The sequence below is a fragment of the Phycicoccus endophyticus genome, assembly GCF_011326735.1.
Classification (GTDB): Bacteria; Actinomycetota; Actinomycetes; order Actinomycetales; family Dermatophilaceae; genus Phycicoccus; species Phycicoccus endophyticus.
Genome location: NZ_JAANCN010000005.1, coordinates 204,350 through 225,404, shown reverse-complemented (window position 1 = coordinate 225,404; position 21,055 = coordinate 204,350). Strand labels below are relative to the sequence as shown.

The 21,055-nt window shown below is 72.0% G+C and carries 22 protein-coding genes and 2 tRNA genes; 10 read left to right on the top strand and 14 right to left on the bottom strand.

Annotation, left to right across the window (positions count from 1 at the left end; genetic code table 11):
- From G8D98_RS08100 to pknB, 6 genes are all read left to right on the top strand, one after another.
- On the top strand, nucleotides 1–430 hold a 430-nt coding region (locus G8D98_RS08100), incomplete at its 5' end, for an FHA domain-containing protein (RefSeq protein WP_166101446.1).
- 10 nt (nucleotides 431–440) lie between these two features.
- Complete coding sequence (locus G8D98_RS08095; protein ID WP_166101512.1) at nucleotides 441–932, top strand: FHA domain-containing protein FhaB/FipA; 492 nt, start codon at nucleotides 441–443, stop codon at nucleotides 930–932.
- A 3-nt stretch (nucleotides 933–935) separates the two neighbouring features.
- Entirely contained in the window at nucleotides 936–2,387 is a 1,452-nt protein-coding gene (locus G8D98_RS08090) for a PP2C family protein-serine/threonine phosphatase (RefSeq protein WP_166101444.1), read from the top strand.
- Entirely contained in the window at nucleotides 2,384–3,766 is a 1,383-nt protein-coding gene (locus tag G8D98_RS08085; protein ID WP_166101510.1) for an FtsW/RodA/SpoVE family cell cycle protein, read from the top strand. Before G8D98_RS08090 ends, G8D98_RS08085 begins: the two co-directional genes overlap by 4 nt.
- Complete coding sequence (locus G8D98_RS08080; protein ID WP_166101442.1) at nucleotides 3,763–5,214, top strand: peptidoglycan D,D-transpeptidase FtsI family protein; 1,452 nt, start codon at nucleotides 3,763–3,765, stop codon at nucleotides 5,212–5,214. The genes G8D98_RS08085 and G8D98_RS08080 overlap by 4 nt, the downstream gene beginning before the upstream one ends.
- Before the next feature lie 12 nt (nucleotides 5,215–5,226).
- Nucleotides 5,227–7,107: a Stk1 family PASTA domain-containing Ser/Thr kinase gene (pknB, locus tag G8D98_RS08075; protein WP_166101439.1), complete on the top strand. Its 1,881-nt coding sequence runs from the start codon at nucleotides 5,227–5,229 to the stop codon at nucleotides 7,105–7,107.
- Nucleotides 7,108–7,113: 6 nt separating this feature from the next.
- Here pknB and G8D98_RS08070 read toward each other — a convergent pair whose 3' ends face one another.
- Genes G8D98_RS08070 through G8D98_RS08055 form a run of 4 tightly spaced genes read right to left on the bottom strand, consistent with a single transcriptional unit; the run spans nucleotide 7,114 to nucleotide 9,386 of the window.
- Entirely contained in the window at nucleotides 7,114–7,770 is a 657-nt protein-coding gene (locus G8D98_RS08070; protein WP_166101436.1) for an aminodeoxychorismate/anthranilate synthase component II, read from the bottom strand.
- A gap of 37 nt (nucleotides 7,771–7,807) precedes the next feature.
- Nucleotides 7,808–7,963, bottom strand: a complete 156-nt coding sequence (locus tag G8D98_RS08065) for a hypothetical protein (protein ID WP_166101434.1) — start codon at nucleotides 7,961–7,963, stop codon at nucleotides 7,808–7,810.
- A gap of 2 nt (nucleotides 7,964–7,965) precedes the next feature.
- Nucleotides 7,966–8,640 (bottom strand): class E sortase, encoded by a 675-nt coding sequence (locus tag G8D98_RS08060; protein ID WP_229661902.1) that lies wholly within the window; start codon nucleotides 8,638–8,640, stop codon nucleotides 7,966–7,968.
- Entirely contained in the window at nucleotides 8,637–9,386 is a 750-nt protein-coding gene (locus G8D98_RS08055; protein ID WP_166101431.1) for a DUF881 domain-containing protein, read from the bottom strand. The genes G8D98_RS08060 and G8D98_RS08055 overlap by 4 nt, the downstream gene beginning before the upstream one ends.
- A gap of 70 nt (nucleotides 9,387–9,456) precedes the next feature.
- Here G8D98_RS08055 and G8D98_RS08050 point away from each other — a divergent pair, with 70 nt between their 5' ends.
- Complete coding sequence (locus G8D98_RS08050) at nucleotides 9,457–9,711, top strand: cell division protein CrgA (RefSeq protein WP_166101429.1); 255 nt, start codon at nucleotides 9,457–9,459, stop codon at nucleotides 9,709–9,711.
- Nucleotides 9,712–9,827: 116 nt separating this feature from the next.
- Here the strand turns inward: G8D98_RS08050 and G8D98_RS08045 are convergent, their stop codons facing one another.
- Together G8D98_RS08045 and G8D98_RS08040 are read right to left on the bottom strand one after the other, a co-directional pair.
- Nucleotides 9,828–10,742: a rhomboid family intramembrane serine protease gene (locus G8D98_RS08045; RefSeq protein WP_229661901.1), complete on the bottom strand. Its 915-nt coding sequence runs from the start codon at nucleotides 10,740–10,742 to the stop codon at nucleotides 9,828–9,830.
- A 30-nt stretch (nucleotides 10,743–10,772) separates the two neighbouring features.
- Complete coding sequence (locus tag G8D98_RS08040) at nucleotides 10,773–11,291, bottom strand: peptidylprolyl isomerase (protein ID WP_166101427.1); 519 nt, start codon at nucleotides 11,289–11,291, stop codon at nucleotides 10,773–10,775.
- Nucleotides 11,292–11,424: 133 nt separating this feature from the next.
- Between G8D98_RS08040 and G8D98_RS08035 the strand changes: the two genes are divergently transcribed.
- Entirely contained in the window at nucleotides 11,425–12,429 is a 1,005-nt protein-coding gene (locus tag G8D98_RS08035; RefSeq protein WP_166101424.1) for a hypothetical protein, read from the top strand.
- Nucleotides 12,430–12,864: 435 nt separating this feature from the next.
- Here the strand turns inward: G8D98_RS08035 and G8D98_RS08030 are convergent, their stop codons facing one another.
- Together G8D98_RS08030 and G8D98_RS08025 are read right to left on the bottom strand one after the other, a co-directional pair.
- Nucleotides 12,865–13,362, bottom strand: a complete 498-nt coding sequence (locus tag G8D98_RS08030) for an SRPBCC family protein (protein WP_166101422.1) — start codon at nucleotides 13,360–13,362, stop codon at nucleotides 12,865–12,867.
- On the bottom strand, nucleotides 13,359–13,760 hold the full coding sequence (locus tag G8D98_RS08025; protein WP_166101420.1) for an ArsR/SmtB family transcription factor: 402 nt from the start codon (nucleotides 13,758–13,760) through the stop codon (nucleotides 13,359–13,361). The genes G8D98_RS08030 and G8D98_RS08025 overlap by 4 nt, the downstream gene beginning before the upstream one ends.
- Before the next feature lie 425 nt (nucleotides 13,761–14,185).
- Between G8D98_RS08025 and G8D98_RS15680 the strand changes: the two genes are divergently transcribed.
- Together G8D98_RS15680 and G8D98_RS08015 are read left to right on the top strand one after the other, a co-directional pair.
- Nucleotides 14,186–14,665 (top strand): very short patch repair endonuclease, encoded by a 480-nt coding sequence (locus G8D98_RS15680; RefSeq protein WP_166101418.1) that lies wholly within the window; start codon nucleotides 14,186–14,188, stop codon nucleotides 14,663–14,665.
- Between the two features lie 62 nt (nucleotides 14,666–14,727).
- The gene (locus G8D98_RS08015; RefSeq protein WP_166101416.1) at nucleotides 14,728–16,224 is read left to right on the top strand and encodes a DNA cytosine methyltransferase; all 1,497 of its coding nucleotides are present in this window, start codon (nucleotides 14,728–14,730) and stop codon (nucleotides 16,222–16,224) included.
- A 5-nt stretch (nucleotides 16,225–16,229) separates the two neighbouring features.
- Here the strand turns inward: G8D98_RS08015 and G8D98_RS08010 are convergent, their stop codons facing one another.
- From G8D98_RS08010 to gyrA, 6 genes are all read right to left on the bottom strand, one after another.
- On the bottom strand, nucleotides 16,230–16,973 hold the full coding sequence (locus G8D98_RS08010) for a hypothetical protein (RefSeq protein ID WP_166101414.1): 744 nt from the start codon (nucleotides 16,971–16,973) through the stop codon (nucleotides 16,230–16,232).
- A gap of 188 nt (nucleotides 16,974–17,161) precedes the next feature.
- Nucleotides 17,162–17,234, bottom strand: a tRNA-Ala gene (locus G8D98_RS08005).
- A 42-nt stretch (nucleotides 17,235–17,276) separates the two neighbouring features.
- Entirely contained in the window at nucleotides 17,277–17,399 is a 123-nt protein-coding gene (locus G8D98_RS15440) for a DLW-39 family protein (protein WP_223179070.1), read from the bottom strand.
- A 35-nt stretch (nucleotides 17,400–17,434) separates the two neighbouring features.
- Nucleotides 17,435–17,511 (bottom strand) — tRNA-Ile (locus tag G8D98_RS08000).
- A 118-nt stretch (nucleotides 17,512–17,629) separates the two neighbouring features.
- Nucleotides 17,630–18,316 (bottom strand): DUF3566 domain-containing protein, encoded by a 687-nt coding sequence (locus G8D98_RS07995; protein ID WP_229661900.1) that lies wholly within the window; start codon nucleotides 18,314–18,316, stop codon nucleotides 17,630–17,632.
- The gene (gene gyrA / locus G8D98_RS07990; RefSeq protein ID WP_166101412.1) at nucleotides 18,313–20,982 is read right to left on the bottom strand and encodes a DNA gyrase subunit A; all 2,670 of its coding nucleotides are present in this window, start codon (nucleotides 20,980–20,982) and stop codon (nucleotides 18,313–18,315) included. The genes G8D98_RS07995 and gyrA overlap by 4 nt, the downstream gene beginning before the upstream one ends.
- Nucleotides 20,983–21,055: the final 73 nt, after the last annotated feature.

The window sequence follows — 21,055 nt, the reverse complement described above, 5'->3', positions numbered from 1 at the left end:
GGGTGCGGCCGCCGGCGCCGCCGCGATGGCCGCCGGGGCCGCAGCCCTACCCGAGCCGGAACCGGAGCGTGCCGACGCGCCGCCGACCCGCGCGGAGGCGGCGCCCCCGGCCCGCCCGCGCCGCGTCAACCCCGCCGACCGGCCCTGGCTCGACGTCGACGGCGAGCGCTACCCGCTCATGGGCGCCATGACGATCCTCGGGCGCGACGACAGCGCCGACATCGTCCTCGACGACCCCGGCATCTCCCGCCGGCACAGCGAGCTGCGCGTGACGACCGACGGCCCCCACTTCGTGACGACGGTCCGCGACCTCGGCTCGACCAACGGCACCTTCGTCAACGGCGAGCGGATCACGAGCACCCACCTCGAGGACGGCGACCGGGTCACCGTCGGGCGCACGTCGGTCACCTTCCGCGCCGGGCGGCGGTGAGCACGCGATGCTGAGCGAGCTGACCCTCACCGTGCTCCGGCTCGGTCTCCTCGTCGCGCTCTGGGCCTTCGTCTTCGCCGTCGTCGGGGTGCTGCGCGGCGACCTCTACGGCACGCGGGTCAACAAGCGGGTCGCGGCCCCGGCGCGGGGCCCGGCTCCCGCCCGCCCCGCCCCGGCGCGCGGCCGCGGCGCCAAGCCGGCCCGTAAGGGCCCGACCCGGCTGGTCGTCACCGCCGGGCCGCTGTCGGGGACGACGCTCCCCCTGCGGGCGGCCGGCACCCTCATCGGGCGCAGCCCCGAGTGCGCGCTCGTCCTCGACGACGACTACGCCTCCGGCCGGCACGCCCGCATCTACCAGGACGAGCGCGGCCAGTGGCTCGTCGAGGACCTGCGCTCGACCAACGGCACCTACCTCGGCGCCACCCGGCTCACCGAGCCGCGCGAGGTGACCGCCGGCAGCGTGCTGCGGATCGGGCAGACGACGCTCGAGCTGCAGAGGTAGCCGATGCCGTTCGCCTTCCACTACGCCGCGCGCTCCGACGTCGGCATGGTCCGCTCGAACAACGAGGACTCCGGCTACGCCGGCCCGCACCTGCTCGCCATGGCCGACGGGATGGGCGGGCACGCCGGCGGCGATGTCGCGAGCTCGACGGTCGTCGCCGCCCTCGTCGACCTCGACGGCGAGTCGCTCTCCGGCCGGGAGGCGACCCAGTCCCTGCTCGACCGGATCCGCCGGGCCAACCACGACATCGGGGCCGCCGTCGCCGAGGACCCCAAGCTCGAGGGGATGGGCACGACCCTCATCGCGATCTTCCGCACCGGCGACCGGATCGTCCTCGCACACATCGGCGACTCGCGCGCCTTCCTCGTCCGCGACGGCGAGGTCACCCAGGTGACCAAGGACCACTCCTTCGTCCAGAACCTCGTCGACGAGGGGCGGATCACCGCCGACGAGGCCAAGACCCACCCCCAGCGCTCGCTCGTCACCCGGGTGCTCACCGGCAACGACGACGACGAGCCGGACCTCGTCGTGCGCCAGGGCCGGGCCGGTGACCGCTACCTCATCGCCTCCGACGGCCTCACCGACTACGTCGCCAAGGAGACCGTCGACGACGTCCTCGTCTCCACGAGCGACCCCGGCGAGTGCGCCGACCGGCTCGTCGGGCTCGCGCTGCGGGCCGGGGCCCCGGACAACGTCACCGTCGTCGTCGGCGACCTCGTCGACATCGCCAAAGTCGACGCGCCACCGACCCAGCCGCAGGTGGTCGGTGCCGCCGCCGCCCGGCGGAGTGGCACCCGCCCGATCCCGACGACCCCCGCCGCCAAGGCGGCCGCCCTCGCGCAGGCCACGAGCGGGAGCGACGCCGAGGACACCGTCACCCTCGCCGAGGAGGGCCCGCGCTCGCGCCGGACCCTCGCGCTGCGGGTGGCGGCCGCGCTCGTCGTGGCCGTCGTGGTCCTCGCCGGCGGCTCGTACGCGGCGTACGCCTGGTCCCAGCGGCAGTACTTCATCGGCGAGGACGACGGCGTCGTCACCGTCTACCGCGGTGTCGCCCAGAGCCTCGGGCCGATCGAGCTCTCCTCGCCCGAGTACTCGACGACGATCTCCGTCGACGACCTGCCCGAGTCCTACCAGCAGAGCATCGAGAGCGGGATCGAGGCCGACGACCGCGCCGACGCGCAGGCCCGGGTCGAGGAGCTGCGCGTGCAGGCCCAGGCCTGCCGGTACGCCCGCACCCAGGACGAGCCCTGCCGGACGGTCTCCCCGACATGGACGATGCCGACCCCGACCTCCTCCTCGAGCGGGTCGGCGAGCCCGAGCTCGAGCTCCAGCCCGGGCGCGAGCGGCAGCCCGACCCCGAGCGCGAGCGGCACCGGTCTGCCGAGCGTCGCGCCGAGCCGCACGCCGACCCTGCCGGCCGCCACCTCCACCCCGACGACCCCACCGTCCGCATGAGCGTCGTCTCCTCCCTCGCCCCGCGCTCGGGCCGCACGACCGAGCTCGTCCTCACGCTCGCCGCGGTCGCGATCGTCGGGCTGGCCTACGTCAACCTCGGGCTCGCGACCTCGGGGACGATCCCGCCGGGCCTGGCCGCGCTCGGCGTCGGCTACCTCGGGGTCTCGCTCGCCTTCCACGTCGTCCTGCGCTGGCGGGCCCGGTACGCCGACCCGCTGCTGCTGCCCATCGTCACACTGCTCAACGGGCTCGGGCTGGTCATGATCCACCGGGTCGACATCGCCCGCGGGCGTGACCTGTCCGACGGCGTCGCCCTGCGGCAGCTGATGTGGAGCGCGCTCGCGGTGGCGATCGCCGCCGGCGTGCTCGTCGTCCTGCGCGACCACCGCATCCTGCGGCGGTACACCTACCTCGCCGGGGCGGTCGGCTTCGTGCTGCTCCTCCTGCCGCTCATGCCCCTCATCGGCAACTCCGAGTACGGCTCGCGGATCTGGATCCGCCTGGGGCCGTTCTCCTTCCAGCCCGGTGAGGTCGCCAAGCTCGTCCTCGCGGTGTTCTTCGCCGGCTACCTCGTGCAGACCCGGGACGCGCTCTCGGTGGCCGGGCGCAAGGTGCTCGGGCTCACCCTTCCCCGGGCACGCGACCTCGGGCCCATCCTGCTCGCCTGGCTCGCGAGCCTCGGCGTCCTCGTGTTCGAGAAGGACCTCGGGTCCTCGCTGCTGTTCTTCGGGCTGTTCGTCGCGATGCTCTACGTGGCGACCGAGCGGGTGTCGTGGATCGCCATCGGCCTGGCACTCTTCGGCGCCGGGGCCTACCTCGCCTACCTGACCTTCGGGCACGTCCAGACCCGCGTCCTGCTGTGGCTGCACACCTTCAGCCCCGAGGCCCTGCAGAGCTCGGACCAGCTCGCCAAGGGGCTCATGGGGATGGCCGCCGGCGGGATGATCGGGACGGGGCTCGGCCGAGGCCGGCCCGACCTGACCTACCTCGCCGAGTCCGACTTCATCGTCCCGAGCTTCGGCGAGGAGCTCGGGATGATCGGGCTGTTCGCGATCCTCGTGCTCTACGCCCTGCTCGTCGAGCGCGGCCTGCGCACCTCGCTCGGCACGCGGGACGGGTTCGGCAAGCTGCTCGCCGCCGGCCTGTCCTTCTCGCTGGCCCTGCAGTGCTTCGTCGTCGTCGGCGGGGTCACCCGGGTCATCCCGCTCACCGGGCTCACCGCCCCGTTCCTCTCCTCCGGAGGCTCCTCCCTGCTCGCGAACTGGACGCTCGTGGCGATCCTGCTGCGGATCTCCGACCACGCCCGCCGGCCCCTGCCCGACGAGCAGGAGGGCAGCGCCGTCGGCGAGGCCCGCACCGAGGTGGTGAGGATGCCGTGAACGCGCCCGTCCGCCGGCTCTCCTTCCTCGTGGCGTCCCTCTTCGCGGCGCTCCTCGTGTCGACCACGCTCATCCAGTACGTCTTCGCCGCCGACCTCAACGCGCGGCCCGACAACCGCCGCACGCTGCTCGCGACCTACGCCCGCGAGCGCGGCGAGATCCTCGTCGGGCAGGACCCGGTGGCGACCTCGCAGCCCACCGACGACGAGTTCAAGTACCAGCGGCGGTACTCCGAGGGCGAGCTCTACGCACACGTCACCGGCTTCTACTCCTTCTACGGGGCGGTCGGCGGCCTCGAGCAGTCGGAGAACTCGCTGCTCTCCGGCTCCAGCGACAAGCTCTTCTACCGCCGTGTCTCCGACCTGTTCACCGGTCGCCGGCCCCAGGGCGCGACCCTCGAGACCACGCTCGACCCCGCCGTGCAGAAGGCCGCTGCGGAGGGCCTCGGCAACTCCCGGGGCGCCGCGGTCGCCCTCGACCCGAAGACCGGTGCCATCCTCGCGCTCGTCAGCCATCCCACCTTCGACCCCAACTCGGTCGCCGGGCACGACCTCGGAGCGGTCGAGAAGAACTACCAGGAGCTCAACACCGCCGAGGACCGCCCGCTCGTCGACCGGGCCATCGCCGGAGACCTCTACCCGCCCGGCTCGGTCTTCAAGGTCGTCACCGCGGCGGCGGCGCTCTCCAGCGGCGACTACACCGCGGACTCCACACTGCCCGGCGGCGCCTCGCTCGACCTGCCGCAGACGACCGCGGACCTGCCGAACTTCGGTGACCGGCCGTGCAGCTCGACCGGCGAGGTCACGCTCAAGCAGGCCCTCGTCGTCTCGTGCAACCCGGCCTTCGGCCAGCTCGGGATGGACATCGGCGCGGACGCCCTGCGCGAGCAGGCCGCGAAGTTCGGGTTCGGGGACGCGCCGAGCATCCCCATGCAGGTGACCCCGAGCAGCGTTCCCGCCGAGCTCAACGAGCCCCAGCTGGCGCAGTCGGCCATCGGCCAGTACGACGTGCGGGTCACCCCGCTGCAGATGGCGATGGTCGCCGCGGGGGTCGCCAACGACGGGGTCGTCATGCAGCCCTACCTCGTGCAGTCGGTCATCGGGTCCGACCTGTCGGTCATCGAGTCCACCGAGCCGCACGAGCTCTCGCAGGCGGTCACTCCGGAGGTGGCCGACACCCTCACCGACATGATGACCGCGGTCGTCGACGAGGGCTCCGGCACCCGGGCGCAGATCAGCGGAACCACGGTCGCCGGCAAGACCGGGACGGCGGAGCACGGCAGCGGCCGCGCGCACGCCTGGTTCATCTCGTTCGCGCCGGCCGACGACCCGCAGATCGCGGTGGCCGTGGTCGTCGAGGACGGCGGGGAGGCGAGCTCCGAGACGGGGGGCGGCATCGTGGCCGCACCGATCGCCAAGGCCATGATGGAAGCACGGTTGAACCAATGAGGAGTGCACGACATGAGTGACGTCCCGGAGCTGCTCGGGGGACGGTACGAGGTGGGCGAGCTCCTCGGCCGTGGCGGCATGGCGGAGGTGCACCTCGGCGTGGACACCCGGCTCGGCCGCCCGGTCGCCATCAAGATGCTCCGCAGCGACCTCGCCCGCGACGCGACCTTCCTCGGGCGCTTCCGCCGGGAGGCCCAGTCCGCCGCCGCGCTCAACCACGCCTCGATCGTCGCCGTCTACGACCACGGCGAGGACCACGTCTACACCGAGTCCGGCGGGGCCAAGGTCAACATCCCGTACATCGTCATGGAGTACGTCGACGGCCGCACGCTGCGCGACGTGCTCTCCGAGCGGGGTCGGCTGGAGCCGATGGAGGCGGTGCGGGTCACCGAGAGCGTCCTCGACGCGCTCGCCTACAGCCACCGCCAGGGGATCGTCCACCGCGACATCAAGCCCGCCAACGTCATGGTCGGCGAGGACGGCTCGGTCAAGGTCATGGACTTCGGGATCGCCCGCGCCATGGCCGACGCCAGCGCCACCGTCACCGCCACCCAGGCCGTCATCGGCACGGCGCAGTACCTCTCGCCCGAGCAGGCCCAGGGCCAGACCGTCGACGCCCGTTCGGACCTGTACTCCGCCGGCTGCATGCTCTTCGAACTGCTCACCGGCCGCCCGCCCTTCCTCGGGGACAGCCCGGTCGCGATCGCCTACCAGCACGTCGGCGAGCCGGCGGTGCCCCCGTCCCGGTACGCCGACGGCATCCCCGAGGACCTCGACGCCGTCCTCCTCCACGCGCTCGAGAAGTCGCGCGACGGGCGCTACCAGGACGCCGACGACTTCCGCGCCGACCTCCAGGCGGTCCGGCTCGGCCGCCCGGTGAGCGTGGCGGCCCGCTCCTCGGCGGCGGCGGTCGCCGGTGCCGCGGCGGCCGCGGGGATGACCGAGGCGCTGCCGACCACGGGCGCGGCCGACCACACGGCCGCCTGGGAGGCGCCGGTCGCCCCCACGCCCACCCCGGCGGAGGACGAGGAGCCGCTGCTGACCCGCCGCGAGCGCCAGGAGGAGGAGCGTCGACGCGGGCCGCTGGCCTACATCGTCCTGACCCTCGCGGTGCTCGCCGCCCTCGGTCTGCTCGGGTTCGGACTCGTCAGCTACTTCGCGCCACCCGAGGTCACCACGATCACCGTGCCCGACGTCGTCGGCGCCCCGGAGGACGCGGCGACCGCGACGCTCACCCAGAAGGGCTTCGAGGTCGACTCGGTGACCGCCGCGTCGGACACCGTCGAGGAGGGCAACGTCATCTCGCAGGACCCCGAGGCGAACACGACGGCCGAGGAGGGCTCGACGGTCCGGCTCACGGTCTCCGGGGGCCCGGACAACGTCGAGGTGCCCGACCTCGCCGGGCGCACCCTGGATGAGGCCAAGGCCCTGCTCGACGACCTCGGGCTCACCCTGGGCACCGTCGACGAGGTCGACGACCCGGACACCGACAAGGACGTCGTCATCTCCTCGGAGCCGAGCGCACGCTCCGACGTCAAGCCGGGAACCCGCGTCGACCTCACGGTCGGCACCGGGCAGGTCGAGGTCCCCAACGTCGTCGGCATGAGCCAGAACGAGGCCCAGCGCGAGCTGTCCGACGCCAACCTGCGCGTCAAGACCGAGTACGAGCAGACCGGCGACGCACCCGAGGGGGACGTCATCGACCAGGACCCGAGCGGGCGCGACACGGTCGACATCGGCTCGGCGGTGAAGATCACCGTCGCCCAGAAGGAGGCGCCGACGGTGACCGCGACGACCGTCAGCCCGACGACGCCGAGCGAGACCCCGACCACGTCCGAGACCCCGACCACGTCCGAGACCTCCCCCTCGCCCTCGGACTCCTCCTCGGGCTGAGCGGCGTCAGCCGGCGGCGACCATCCGGGCAACGCCGGCGGCGTCGCGCACCAGGGGTGAGAGCCCGTCGGCCCGCTCGAGCGCGTCGGCCATCCCGGCCTCGTGCAGCCAGTTGGCGAGCATGAGGTGGCCGCCCTCGGTGAGCACCGACTCGGGGTGGAACTGCACCCCGTGCAGCGGCAGCGTCGTGTGCCGGACGGCCATGATCACCCCGGACCCGGTGCTCCCGTTGGCCACGAGGGTGTCCGGCATCGTCGCCGGGTCGATGGTCAGCGAGTGGTAGCGGGTGGCGGTGAACGGCTCCGGCACCCCGGCGAGCACGCCCGTGCCGTCGTGGTGGACCCGCGAGGTCTTCCCGTGGAGCAGCTCGGGCGCCCGGTCGACGGTGGCGCCCATGACGACGGCGAGCGCCTGGTGGCCGAGGCAGACCCCCATCATCGGCTGCTCCCGCTCGGCGCAGGCCTCGATCATCGCCATCGAGACGCCGGCCTCCTCTGGGGTGCCCGGCCCGGGGGAGACGAGGACGCCGTCGAACTCTGCCGCGTCGGCGGGGGCCACGGCGTCGTTGCGCACCACCTCGCACTCGGCGCCGAGCTGCTCGAGGTAGCCGACGATCGTGAACACGAAGCTGTCGTAGTTGTCGACGACGAGGACCCGGGTCATCCCCCCATGGTGCCCGCGCCCGGGCGCCGGTGGCGACTCAGTCCACGGTGTTGCCGTTGAACGGGACGGCCTCGGCGAGCGCCGGGAAGACCCAGTGGAAGAGGACGACGACGGCGAGCGCGGCGAGGACGAGGCACTGCAGCACCTTCGCCCACACCGGGCCGGGCAGGATCCGCCAGAGAGCTGCGTACATCGCTACCCCTTCACCGTGGTCCAGTCCGCGAGGTGCCACTCGGCGCGGGGGATGGTCTTCACGAGGCGGCCGTGGACGATGTAGCGGTAGGTCGCGCTGTACTTCGGGTGGCACGACGTCAGCGTGATGAGCGCGCGGGTCGCCCGGGTGTCCGGCTCGTCCGGGACGGGGGCGATGACCTCGGTCTGCCACGGCCGGACGATCTCGTGCCCGGTGACCTCGTAGACGTAGATCGTCGGTTTGGTCTCGACGATGAGCCGGTCGCCGCGCACGAGGGTGTCGATGTCGTGGAACGGCCGCCCGTAGGTCGTGCGGTGGCCGGCGACCGCGAAGTTGCCGACCGCGCCGGGCCGCGCCGTCCCCTCGTAGTGACCCACCCCGAGGCTGAGCACGGACGCCTCCACCCCCTCGATGACGGGCTGGGCGAAGTCGGCGCCGAAGCGGGGGACGCGCAGCACGGCGAAGGCGTGCTCGGAGTCGAGCTCGGGGAAGGCGTCGCCACCGACCGTGCCCCGGCCGTCGCCGGCGAACTGGTCGCCCAGCGCCTGGACCAGCTGGCGCTGGTTGCGCTCGGCGGTGATGTCGGTCCACCACAGCTGCCAGGCGATGAAGAGCAGGACGACGACGCCGGCGGTGATGAGCAGCTCGCCGGTCCACCCGACGAGCCGCCGGGTCACCGGGCCACCTCGGCGTGCTCGGGCGTGATGGTGCCGGAGTAGGCGGGGAAGGTCTGCTCGCCGACGTCCTCGACGTCGTAGCCGAGCCCGAAGGCGACGGCGTACTGGCGGATGAGGTCGACGTCGTCGTCGGCCTCGAGGCTGGCCTGGAGGGCCGTGGGGTCGCCGATGGCGGTGACGACGTACGGCGGGGAGTAGACCCGGCCCTGGAGGATGAGGGTGTTGCCGACGCAGCGCACCGCGGAGGTGGACACCACGCGCTGGTCCTGGAGCATCATCGCCTCGGCTCCGCCCGCCCACAGGGCGTTGACGACCGCCTGGACGTCCTGCTGGTGGATGACGTAGTCGTCCGGGTCGGCGCCGGCCGGCACCTCACCACCGGGCAGCTGGGCGTCGGTGAGCGTCACCTCGAGCGCCGGCCCGCGCACCTCGGTGCGCCCGGCGAGCGCGGAGATCTCGGCCGCCTGCCGCTCCAGCCGCTGGGTGGTCAGGTCGCCGGGCGCGAGGGCCGCCGTGGCGTCGTCGACCTGGGCGCGCAGGCGGTCGACCTCGGCGGCCCGCTCGGCGTTGGTCTGGGTCTGCTCGCGGATGAGGTCGGGCAGGCGGGCGTAGTCCGCGCGCAGGTCCTCACCGTGCGACGCGCGCACGCTCGAGGCGAACAGGGCGCCCGCGACGAGGGCCGCGACGGGGACGAGCCAGGGCCACGGCGAGGGTCGCTCGACCCGGCCGGCGTGCGTCCCCACCACCTGGCTCCCCTCTCTCGGCGCGACCGCCCTTACGCTAGGGCACGAGTCTGAACGAACCGGAGGAGCTGACGTGCCCGAGTCCAAGGGTCGCAAGAAGGCCGCCTACACGCCGCCGCGTACCGCGCGCGCCGCCGCGCAGGGACCCAACCCACGGTGGTTCGCGCCCCTCATGGTCGCGCTCATGGTGCTCGGCCTGCTCTGGGTGGTCACGTACTACATCTCCGGCACCCACGAGCTCCCCGTGCCGCAGATCGGCCGGTGGAACCTCGCCGCCGGCTTCGCCCTCATGCTCTCCGGCTTCCTCATGACGACCCGCTGGCGCTGACCGCCGGGGTTCGGCCGTCCCGGGCCGGGCGGGTTGTCCACAGGGGTTGTCCACACTGGGGACGAATGACACCCGTGTAACCCACAGCCGTCGGGGCCGGTGGCCGGCCCGGGTGCTCACGCGAGCGCGTACTTGGCCACCGCGAGGACGACGAGCAGGGCGAGCAGCGCGCCGAGGCCCAGCCAGTGCACCGTCCGTCTCGGCTGCTCCGCGGGGGAGCGCCTGCCGCCGAGGTAGCCGACGATGCCGGCCGCGGCCGCACCGGTGACGAGCCCGCCGAGATGGGCCTGCCAGGCGATGTTCGGCAGGACGAACCCGATGACGGCGTTGAGGCCGATGACGACGTACATCCCCGCCGCCGAACGGCCGAGCCGGCGCTGGAGGACGAGGAAAGCGCCGAACAGCCCGAAGACCGCGCCGGACGCGCCCACCGCCGAGGTGCACCACGCGCCCCGGGTGACGAGGCACTCGGGCACGGTCTGCGGCGATGCGAGCAGGAGCAGCCCGACCGAGCCCCCGACCGCGCTGAGCAGGTAGAGGGCGGCGAAGCGGGCACGGCCGAGCAGCGGCTCGAGGTACTGGCCCATCACCCACAGGGCGTACATGTTGAACGCGATGTGGGTGAGCCCACCGTGGGCGAAGCCGGAGCTGAGGAAGCGCCACGGCTGGGAGTCACCGAGCACCGGGACGAAGGAGATCCGCCCCGTGAGGCCGGGGACGAGCTGCTGGAGGACGAAGACGACCACGCAGATGCCGATGACCCACATCGTCACGAGCGGCCGGCCGTCGGTGGGCGCCCCGCCGAAGACGGTGCGGCCCTGACGGACGGTCCGCGCGCCCTCGCGGACGCAGTCGACGCACTGGATGCCGACGGCGGCCGGCCGCTGGCACTCGGGGCAGGCCGGCCGGCCGCAGCGCTGGCAGCGGACGTAGGACTCACGGTCGGGGTGGCGCGGGCAGACGGGCACCTGCCCGGAGCCGGGCGTACCGGGGTCCGGGGTGGACGGGGGGATCGGCGGCTGCGCGGCCACGGCGGTCTCCCGGGGGTGGGGCCGGGCGGGTCAGTCCTCGATCTCGACGCGCTCGATGACGACGTCCTCGACCGGGCGGTCCATCGACCCGGTCTGGACGGCGGCGAGCGCGTCGACGACCTCGCGGCTGGCGCCGTCGGCGACCTCACCGAAGATCGTGTGCTTGCCGTTGAGCCAGGTCGTCGGGGCGACGGTGATGAAGAACTGCGAGCCGTTGGTGCCCTTGCCACCCCGGGTGCCGGCGTTGGCCATCGCGAGCAGGTAGGGGCGGTCGAACTGCTTGTCCGGGTGGATCTCGTCGTCGAAGGTGTACCCGGGCCCGCCCATGCCCTTCCCGAGGGGGCAGCCGCCCTGGATCATGAAGTTGGGGATGATCCGGTGGAAGACGAGTCCGTCGTAGAACGGCGTCGGGTTGGTGCGGCCGGCGTCGTCGGTGTACTCCTGCTCGCCGGTGGCGAGGCCGACGAAGTTCTTCACCGTCTTGGGTGCCTCGTCGGGGAAGAGCTCGACGACGATCGGGCCGTGGTTCGTGTGCAGCGTTGCCTTCATGCCCTCGATCCTCTCACGGGGGCGCGCGAGGGACGGTGGGGCGGGTCACGAGCATCCGGATGCCCCCTGATGTGCCCGGATCAGCGGAAACAGGGCAGGATGGGGGCAGACGTCCACACATCGAGGAGGACTCGTGTTCCGCAGCAAGAGCAGGACCGACCAGGCGGTCGACGCCGTCACCGACGCGGCCGACCGGGTGAGCGCGGCCTCGCGGGACGCCGCTGACCGGGCCGCGGACCAGGCCCACGACCTGCGCAAGCGGGGTCGGGCGGAGGCCAAGGACCTCCGCAAGAGGTCGGCGAAGGCCCGCAAGGAGGCGGCGTCGCGCTACGACGACGCCCGGGGGAGGGCGCACGACTACGCCGAGGTCGTCGGGCCGAAGGTGCGCGAGGGTCGCGAGCGCGCCCAGGACGCCGCCGAGGTGGCGCGCGAGCGGGCCGAGGAGGCCCTCGAGGCGCTCGCACCGCGGGTGGAGCAGGCCAAGGAGACCTTCGCCGACGACGTGCTCCCCAAGGTGATGGCCGCACTGACGGCGATCGCCGCGAGCGCCGCCACCGCGCGCGAGCAGGCGGCCGAGGCGGCCGAGCGCGCACCGGACGCCTACGCCGTCCTCAAGGGCGACGCGAAGGCCAAGAAGCCGCGCAGCAAGGGCCGCTGGATCCTGCTGCTCGGTGGGGTGGCCGCCGGTGCCGCGGTCATGGCGTACCGCAAGAGCACCGAGCGCCCCGACCCCTGGGCCAGCGCCGGCTCCTACACCCCGCCCCCGTCGGCCTCGGCCCGGGTGAGCGAGGCGACCGAGGCGGTCAAGGAGAAGGCCGGCGAGGTGCGCGAGAAGGCCGCCGAGGCCGCCGAGAGCGCCTCGACCCGGGCCTCGGAGACCAAGGCCAAGGCCACGAAGAAGGCCGCCACGACGAAGAAGGCCGCGGCGAGCAAGGCCCAGGAGGCCAAGGCCGCCGCCGGGGCCGAGGCGGACAAGGGCACGGCGACGTGGAACGACGCCAACGCCGGCGACGCGGAGGTCCCGTCGACGACGGGGACCTCGGAGGGGTCGGACCTCTCGACGCCCAACCTCGACGAGGCATCGGGCTCCGCCTCCGACACGAGCGGCGACGAAGGGTCGGGCTCGCAGAAGAGCTGACCCCGCGCGGGCCACGCCCGCCACGACGCACGACGCCGGCCGCATCCTCATCGGGTGCGGCCGGCGCCGTTCGTTACCGGGCGGTCAGGCCCCCTGCTGACCGGACCGCCCGGGGCGCGACGACATCGTTCGCGCGCAGGGAGTTTCGGTGGGTCGCGCCCGGCCCGGAGAGAGGGACGGCGCAATGCACCATCCACGTGTCCGCGTTACGGCCCGGAACGCTGGCCCAGTCGACTCCGCCCTTGTCAGGCCCCTGCTGGAGTCACTCGACGACCTTAGCCGGGTGCCCTCCGATTGGGGAATGCTTCGCCCGAACCATTCCACCCCGCGGGATAAATTTGACAGCGCAACGACCTCGCAGGGCCGCTCGGCGCCGGTGGGCCGGCCCGGCGGCAGGAGAGGTTGCGGCGACGGCGGTGGGGTGCCGGCCTGGGCTCAGCCCAGCTGCTGCTCGTAGTACGCGCGCTGGGCGTCGGGGTAGTCCTCCCAGCTCGGCTGAGGGCCGTCGGTGGCGGCCGCGAGGAGCCGGTCGAGGTAGTACTCCCAGCCCGGGCCGACCTCACCGACCTCCGCCGGCGCGACCCCGTGGTGCACGAAGCGGAGCTCACAGCGGTCCCCGGCGCCGGTCAGCTCGAAGGAGAGGTCCCACGGGGCGTGCTCGGAGAGCGTGACCACCCGCAGCCGGTGGGGCGGGTCGCACTGGGTGACCCGGACCTCCATCCACGGCGCCCCCTCCTCGAAGGCCATCTGCACGCGGATCGTCTCGCCGGGCGCGCCGGTCCCCTTCCAGCGGCCCATCCAGCGTGCCGTGCGCTCGGGGTCGGTGAGGCTCTCCCACGCGTCCTGGAGCGAGCCCGGCAACGTGCGGGTCACGACGAGGTCGAGCCCCTCTCGCCCCTCGACGAGCCGGCCGGTCGGGTGTGGTGTGCTCACGCCGAGTCCCTCCTGGTCGCGGGCCCCGCCGAGGCGCCAGACCGGGTCGTCATGGGCCCGGCTGCCCGACGCTCGCGCCGGGTGCGGGCGACCTCGGTGGCGAGCGCGTCGAGACCGACCCGCGGTGCCGGGCCGCGCTGCGGTGCCGGGCCGATGAGGCGGCGGAGGTAGCCGGCGACCTCCGCCAACGGCGCCGGGCGCAGGGCGTAGACCCGCCGGCGGCCTTCGGTGGCCACCTCGACGACGCCGCACTCGAGGAGGACGCGCAGGTGTCGGCTGACGGCGGGGCGGCTGATAGCGAAGTGCTCAGCCACCGCCCCCGCCGGCAGCGGAGCCTCGCGCAGCAGCTCGAGGATCTCGCGCCGCACGGGGTCGGCGATCGCCCGAACTCCGTCCATGGGTGAAGCGTAACCGATAAGTTACGTTTTGGGCGCCCGCCGGTTCCCCTGGATCTGCGCGCGCCACGGCGAGGGTGCCTCTAGGGTGAGACCCCGTGAGGAGAAGGACCGTGGGGCGACCACATGCCCCTCGTGAGGGGCGGCGCTGACGTCCGTGGCGGCGGGGACGCTGCTGTGGTACCCCTCGTGTGAGTGCAACCTCGACGCATACGACCGGGCCCTGGCGCCGTGGCGCGGGACCACGCTGGTGGGTCGGTGGGGGTATCGGCGCGGCGTGGCGGTGGACTCCCGCATGCGGCTCGTGGAGTCCTTGCCGGTGTCCCAGCCGGTGCGCGCCGGTCGAATGCCGGTCGAGGTCATGCGAGCTGAGTGCCTGCGCGTCATCCCTCACGTCCCGCGGGTCCTCTTGGTCGTAGGTTGGACGGGTGGCGGAGCGCTGGGTCAGCACTGAGGCAGGCGCCCATCTCGCGGGTCGCCGCAAGGTGAACACGACCCCCGAGATCTTGCTCCGGCGGGCGGTCCATGCGGCTGGGGGCCGGTTCAGGCTGCATCGACAGCTGGCCAAGGGCTGCACCCCCGACTTCGTCCTGCCTTCTCGTCGCGTCGCGGTCTTCGTCGACGGATGCTTCTGGCACGGGTGTCCGGAGCACGGCCGCAAGACGCCATGGACGGGACCCAACGCGAAACTCTGGGCCGAGAAGATGCTCCGTAACGCCGAGCGTGACCGGCGGTCCACCCGGCTCGCTCAGGACGCCGGATGGCGCGTCGTGCGGGTCTGGGAGTGCCAGGTCCGTGGTGACCCTCAGGCGGTGGCTCACGCCCTCCTCAACCCACAGGGGCCGGTTCATCCGGGACCACGCCCGACCCTGTCTGCCCCTTCTGATGGAGTACCTCTGGCGAAGTGATGCTTCGCTAGAGCGCATCGGGTCGACCCTGCTGGATGCGCATGACCAGAGGACTGTGCCCGATGACGGACGTGCTGCCACTCCAGTTCAACCAGTGCGCGCCCCAGCTTGACTTAGCTGATGGTTCAGCTAAGCTTTCTGGTATGTCGAAGGATTCGGCCTCCTTCAGGTATGTGGACCTGTTCGCGGGGATTGGTGGGTTTCACGCGATGCTCGACCACGCCGGCGGCCGCTGTGTCTACGTCTCAGAGATCGACCGTGAGGCCCGCCAGACGTACCTCCGCAACTGGGTGGACCCGCTCCCCAACGCTCAACGGCCAGTCGTCAACACTGACATCACCCTTGCGACCCCTGACGAAGGTGAGGTCGACGTCCCACCGCACGACGTCCTGGCGGCCGGATTCCCGTGTCAGCCCTTCTCTAAGTCGGGCTTCCAACGGGGCATGGACGAGGCGCGTGGAACGCTCTTTTGGAACATCGCTCGCATCCTTGAGGAGCGGAAGCCGGCCGTTGTCCTTCTAGAGAACGTGCGCAACATCGCTGGCCCTCGACATGCCCACGAGTGGGAAGTCATCGTCCAGACGTTGCGCGAGATCGGCTACCGCGTGTCATCGGTGCCATCGGTGTTCTCACCGCATCTTCTTCCACCCTCCCTGGGCGGGACCCCGCAGATCCGGGACCGCGTCTTCATTCTGGGAACCTTCGTGGGTCCTCAACGCGCGCTGCGGGAGACGCGCGTGCCACCCACCGTCGTCCGGGAGCCGGTTGGTGGCTGGAACGTCCACGACTGGAACGTTGAGTGGGTCCTCGACGACGACGCCACAGTCACCGACCTCGGCCGATATCGGCTGGCCGACGACGAGGTCCGCTGGATCGAGGTCTGGGACGACCTCGTCAAGACAGTCTGGGAGGAGCGAGGCACGCGCCTGCCCGGCTTCCCACTCTGGGCTGACGCCTGGATGCCCGAGCGGGACCTCGACCACCTCTTGGTCGAAGCACAGCCAAAGTGGAAGGCCGACTTCCTCGTGAAGAACGCACGCTTCTACGACGAGCACCGACACATCATCGAAGCATGGCGAAAGCGCCATCGTGACTTCGACGGATTCCCTGAGTCGCGGCGCAAGCTCGAGTGGCAGGCCCAGGACACACCCTCCCTATGGGAAACCGTGATGCACTTCCGGCCGTCCGGGATCCGCGCGAAGGCGCCGACGTACCTTCCTGCGCTGGTGGCTATCACGCAGACATCGATCATCGGCTCGCGTGGACGGCGGATCACGCCGCACGAGGCCGCTCGTCTACAGGGCCTTCCTCGGTCCTTCTCCTTCGGCGAGCAGCGGGTCGCCGCCTCGTACAAGCAGGTCGGCAACGGTGTCGCCATAGGAGCGGCCTGGCACGTCTTCCGCACCCACGTCGAGGACAACCGCGCAGACCTGCCCAAAAAGCTCGTCAAGAGCGTGCTCGGGGCCAAGCTCAACCCTGTCGGCGACGCCGTCTCTCCCTGCGCACGCGAGTTTGAGGCGAGTCGAAGCGGCGAAGCCTCGACCGCAGCCGCCAGCTGAGGGAGCTACACGCCAAGGCGCGCGACCAAGGCGTCGAACTGCTCGCGTGAGATATTGCCCGCCTCCCGCTGGGCGACGAGCTCCCGCAGTTCGGAAGTCAGCGTGCCGCGGGTCGGCTTCGACGCGGCGAACAGACGGGAGAGCTGAGGGAATCTGTCGGCACTGAGGAGGCTCTCGACGTAGTCCATCCATGGATCGTCCTGTCCGGTGCCCGGGTTGCTAGGCATCCGGCACACGGCGACACACTCGGGGCGTCGTCGTGCGTGCTCCTCCACGATGCGGAATTTCAGGATCGTGGCGTCCGACTTCACTTCGACCCGATGCGCGACCTCTTGGTGCATCTGAGGGTCGATGTAGGTGATGCCCGGGAGTGCTGGTGAGAGGAAGACCACGGGGTCGGTGAAGCCCGCTCCCGCTCCGCCGATTCCGTTGGTCAATCGGAAGTCGGAGCGCTGGGTGGTGTTCTTGACTGACCAGAGCCCTCGCGCGTCCTCGCGGAGGTCCTTGAGATCGAACCCGTCGGCATTGTGGCCGCCAGGAATCGTGAGGACCTTGGCGGCGTAGGCGGCGGCCGCAAGGATCCACTCGACTGCAGCGCCAGAGCCAAAGCGGTTAGCGCGGTCCGTTGGATTTACCCGGCGCACGTTTAGGTCAAGAGCCGCCTCCAGCTCACCGCGCAGGTTCGCGTCCTTCTCCAATGCCTCGCGCAGTGCATCGAAGGCCACAGACCCACTTGTCGTCGAAGTCACGAGCAGCACTCTATGCACCCCCATCGCTGGCCGCCAGGATCCGCGGGTGGGCTGGCAGACGTCCACTGGGGCCGCGGCCTTACCCGTTCACCTAGTCGCGCGTCCGCAGCGGCGGCCGCCATGCTTCGGTGGGGTACGGACGCATCGGAGGCCCGTCGCGAACCTCGCGAAGGGCCTCTGACCTGCGGTGGAGCCAAGGGGACTCGAACCCCTAACCCCCTGCTTGCAAAGCAGGTGCGCTACCAGTTGCGCCATGGCCCCGAGCCGACCGGCGGCACGAGTGCGCCGGGCGGGGGGGTGAGCTCAGCCCTGGGGGCTGTCGGTGGCCTCGGCCCACAGGCGGTTCTCGGCCTGCTTGTCGCGGATCTGCTTGGTGACCGCCAGCGCGCCGGCGGCCGAGGCGATCAGGAGAAGGAGCTTCTTCACGGACGGACACCACCTGGAGCTCGGGATGGTCGGAATGGTGGGCCTAACAGGACTTGAACCTGTGACCTCTTCCTTATCAGGGAAGCGCTCTAACCGTCTGAGCTATAGGCCCGTCGCCGACCGGCGTCGCGCCCCCGGCGAGGGAGGCGCGGTGCACGAGATTACCCCACCGCGCAGCCGCGCCCCAAAACGGGAGCGACCGGCGGAAGGCGCCGGTCGGCAGGCTCTCGTCAGTCGTCGGTGAGGGTGAGCTGTACGCCGCCGACGAGCGCCGAGGAGACGTTGTAGAGGAACGCCGCGAGGGTCGCGATGGCCGTCATGAGGATGACGTCGACGACCCCGATGACGATCGACAGCGACACCACGCGGGTGAACCCGACGAAGTCGAGGATGTCGAACTCGGTCCCGCCGTCCTGGATGACCTGGCCGATGACGCCGTTGACCTGGTCGAACACGCCCATGGCGTCGAGCACGGTCCACAGCACGACCGTCGCCACGACGAGCGCGATGCCGAGCGCGACCGACAGCAGGAACGAGATCTTCATCGCCGACCACGGGTCGATGCGCGAGACGGTCAGCCGCACCCGACGGGCCGATGCCGGCCGGGTGGCGACCGCGGCCGGGCGCGGCGCCTGCTGGGTGACCGGACGCTCGCTGGCCCGGGGCTCGTCCCGGGTCGCGGGCTGGGCCGGGGCCGCGCTCTTGGCGGGGGCCGTGGCCGTGGTGGACGTGGCGGCCTCGCCTGAGCGCCCGGTCGGGACCGGCCGGGTGGCCTCGCGCGCCGAGGTGCCGGCGTCGGCCTGGCGCAGCGCGCTGGTCTCGGTGGCCGCGCCGCGCGCGGCCGACGCGTTGCCGCTCGAGCGTCGCGCGGGCGTGGAGGAGCGCACGGGGCGCCCCGCGCTGTCAGCGGTGCTCACTCACGGCCTCCTCGGTCGGACGCGGCGTCGGGCTCGTCGTCCTGCTCACCCTCCGACGGTACGGCATCCCCGGTGCGGCCTGCGACATCAACGCCGCCGGTCTCGACACCGGCCTGCGCCGCCGTCGGTGCCGCACCCGCCGCGTCGGCCGGCTCCGCATCCGCCTCACCACTGGCCGCCTCGACCGCCTCGACGGCCTCCTCGACCTCCTTCTCCGGGTTGCGGGTCACCGCGACGATCGCGTCGCCGGGCCCCGGCTTGGCGAACTGCACACCCATCGTGTTGCGCCCGGTCAGGCGCACCTCGTCGACCCGGGAGCGGACGATGTTGCCCTTCTCGAACACGACGAGGACCTCGTCGTGCTCGTCGACGGTGAGCGCGCCGACGAGGTCGCCGCCCTTGTCCGAGAGCTTGGCCACCGCGACCCCGAGGATCGCGCGGCCCTTGACGTTCCACTCCGAGGCCTTCGAGCGCTTGGCCAGCCCGGACTCGAAGACGACGAAGAGGTCGGGGTCCTCCCCGGCCCGCACGACCGACATCGACAGCAGCTCGTCGCCGGGGCGGAACTTCATCCCCGTGACGCCCGAGGTCGCCCGCCCCATCGGGCGCAGCGTCGCGTCGTCGGCGTGGAAGCGCACCGACTGCCCCTTGCGCGAGACGAGGAGCAGGTCGTCCTCGGCCTCGACCAGGCCCACCCCGACGAGCTCGTCGCCCTCGCGCAGGTTGACGGCGATGAGGCCGCCGGTGCGGGGGCTGTCGTACTCGGCCAGCCGGGTCTTCTTCACCAGCCCGGCGCGGGTGGCGAGCAGCAGGTAGGAGGCGTCCTCGTAGGAGCGCACCGCGAGCACCTGGGCGATCTCCTCGCCCGGCTGGAAGGCCATGAGGTTGGCCACGTGCTGGCCCTTGCCGTCGCGCCCGGCGTCGGGCAGCTCGTAGGCCTTGGCCCGGTAGACCCGCCCGAGGTTGGTGAAGAACAGCAGCCAGTGGTGCGAGGTCGTCGTGAAGAAGTGCCCGACCATGTCCTCGCCGCGCAGCGCCGCACCGCGCACGCCCTTGCCGCCGCGCCGCTGCGAGCGGTAGGCGTCCACCCGGGTGCGCTTGGCGTACCCGCCCCGGGTGATCGTCACGACGACGTCCTCCTCGGGGATGAGGTCCTCCATCGACATGTCGCCGTCGGTCGGCATGATCGTCGTGCGGCGCTCGTCGCCCCACTTCGCGACGAGCTCGCCGAGCTCCTCGGAGACGATGTCGCGCTGGCGCTCCGGGGTGGCGAGGATGTCGCGGTAGTCCTCGATCTGGGCCTGCAGCTTGTCGTGGTCGTCGATGATCCGCTGGCGCTCCAACGCCGCCAGCCGGCGCAGCTGGAGGTCGAGGATGGCGCGCGCCTGGATCTCGTCGATCTCCAGCAGCTCGATGAGCCCGTTGCGGGCCTCCTCGACGGTCGGGCTGCGCCGGATGAGCGCGATGACCTCGTCGAGCTGGTCGAGCGCCTTGAGGTAGCCGCGGAGGATGTGGATCTCCTCCTCGGCCTTGCGCAGCCGGTAGGCGGTACGCCGCTGGATGACGTCGACCTGGTGCTCGACCCAGTACCGGATGAACGCGTCGAGCGGCAGGGTGCGCGGCACGCCGTCGACGAGGGCGAGCATGTTCGCGCCGAACGTCGTCTGCAGCTGGGTGTGCTTGAAGAGGTTGTTGAGGACGACCTTGGCAACGGCGTCGCGCTTGAGGACGATGACGAGCCGCTGGCCGGTGCGGCCGGAGGTCTCGTCGCGGATGTCGGCGATGCCGGCGAGCCGGCCGTCCTTGACGTGCTCGGCGATCTTCTGCGCGAGGCTGTCCGGGTTGACCTGGTAGGGCAGCTCGGTGACCACGAGGCACTGCCGGCCCTGGATCTCCTCCACCTCGACGACCGCGCGCATGATGACCGAGCCGCGCCCGGTGCGGTAGGCGTCCTCGATGCCGCGGTGGCCCATGATGAGCGCGCCGGTCGGGAAGTCCGGCCCGGGGATGGCCCGCATGACCGCCTCGAGGGTCTCCTCGCGGGTGGCCTCCGGGTGGCGCAGCACCCACTCGGCGGCGGCCGCGACCTCGCGCAGGTTGTGCGGCGGGATCTGCGTCGCCATCCCGACCGCGATGCCCGCGCTACCGTTGACGAGCAGGTTGGGGAAGCGGCTCGGCAGCACCGACGGCTCGAGGGTCTTGCCGTCGTAGTTCGGGGTGAAGTCGACGGTCTCCTGCTCGATGTCGCGGACCATCTCCATCGACAGCGGCGCCATCCGGCACTCGGTGTACCGCGGCGCGGCGGCCGGGTCGTCACCGGGGGAGCCGAAGTTGCCCTGGCCCTGGACGAGCGGGTAGCGCATCGCCCAGTCCTGGACGAGCCGCACGAGGGCGTCGTAGATGGCGCTGTCGCCGTGCGGGTGGTACTGGCCCATGACGTCGCCGACGACGCGGGAGCACTTGTTGAACCCGCGGTCGGGGCGGTAGCCGCCGTCGTACATCGCGTAGAGCACCCGGCGGTGGACCGGCTTGAGGCCGTCGCGCACGTCGGGCAGCGCCCGGGAGACGATGACCGACATCGCGTACTCGATGTACGAGCGCTGCATCTCGGCGTTGAGGTCGATCGGCTCCGTGCGGTCGGTCGTCACGGGGGGCTGCTCGCTCATCGGGGTCCTTCGTCAGGTGGGTCTGCGGGTTGGGGGGCCGGGGGCGCGGCGGCGGCGGCGTCGGCCGTCCTGC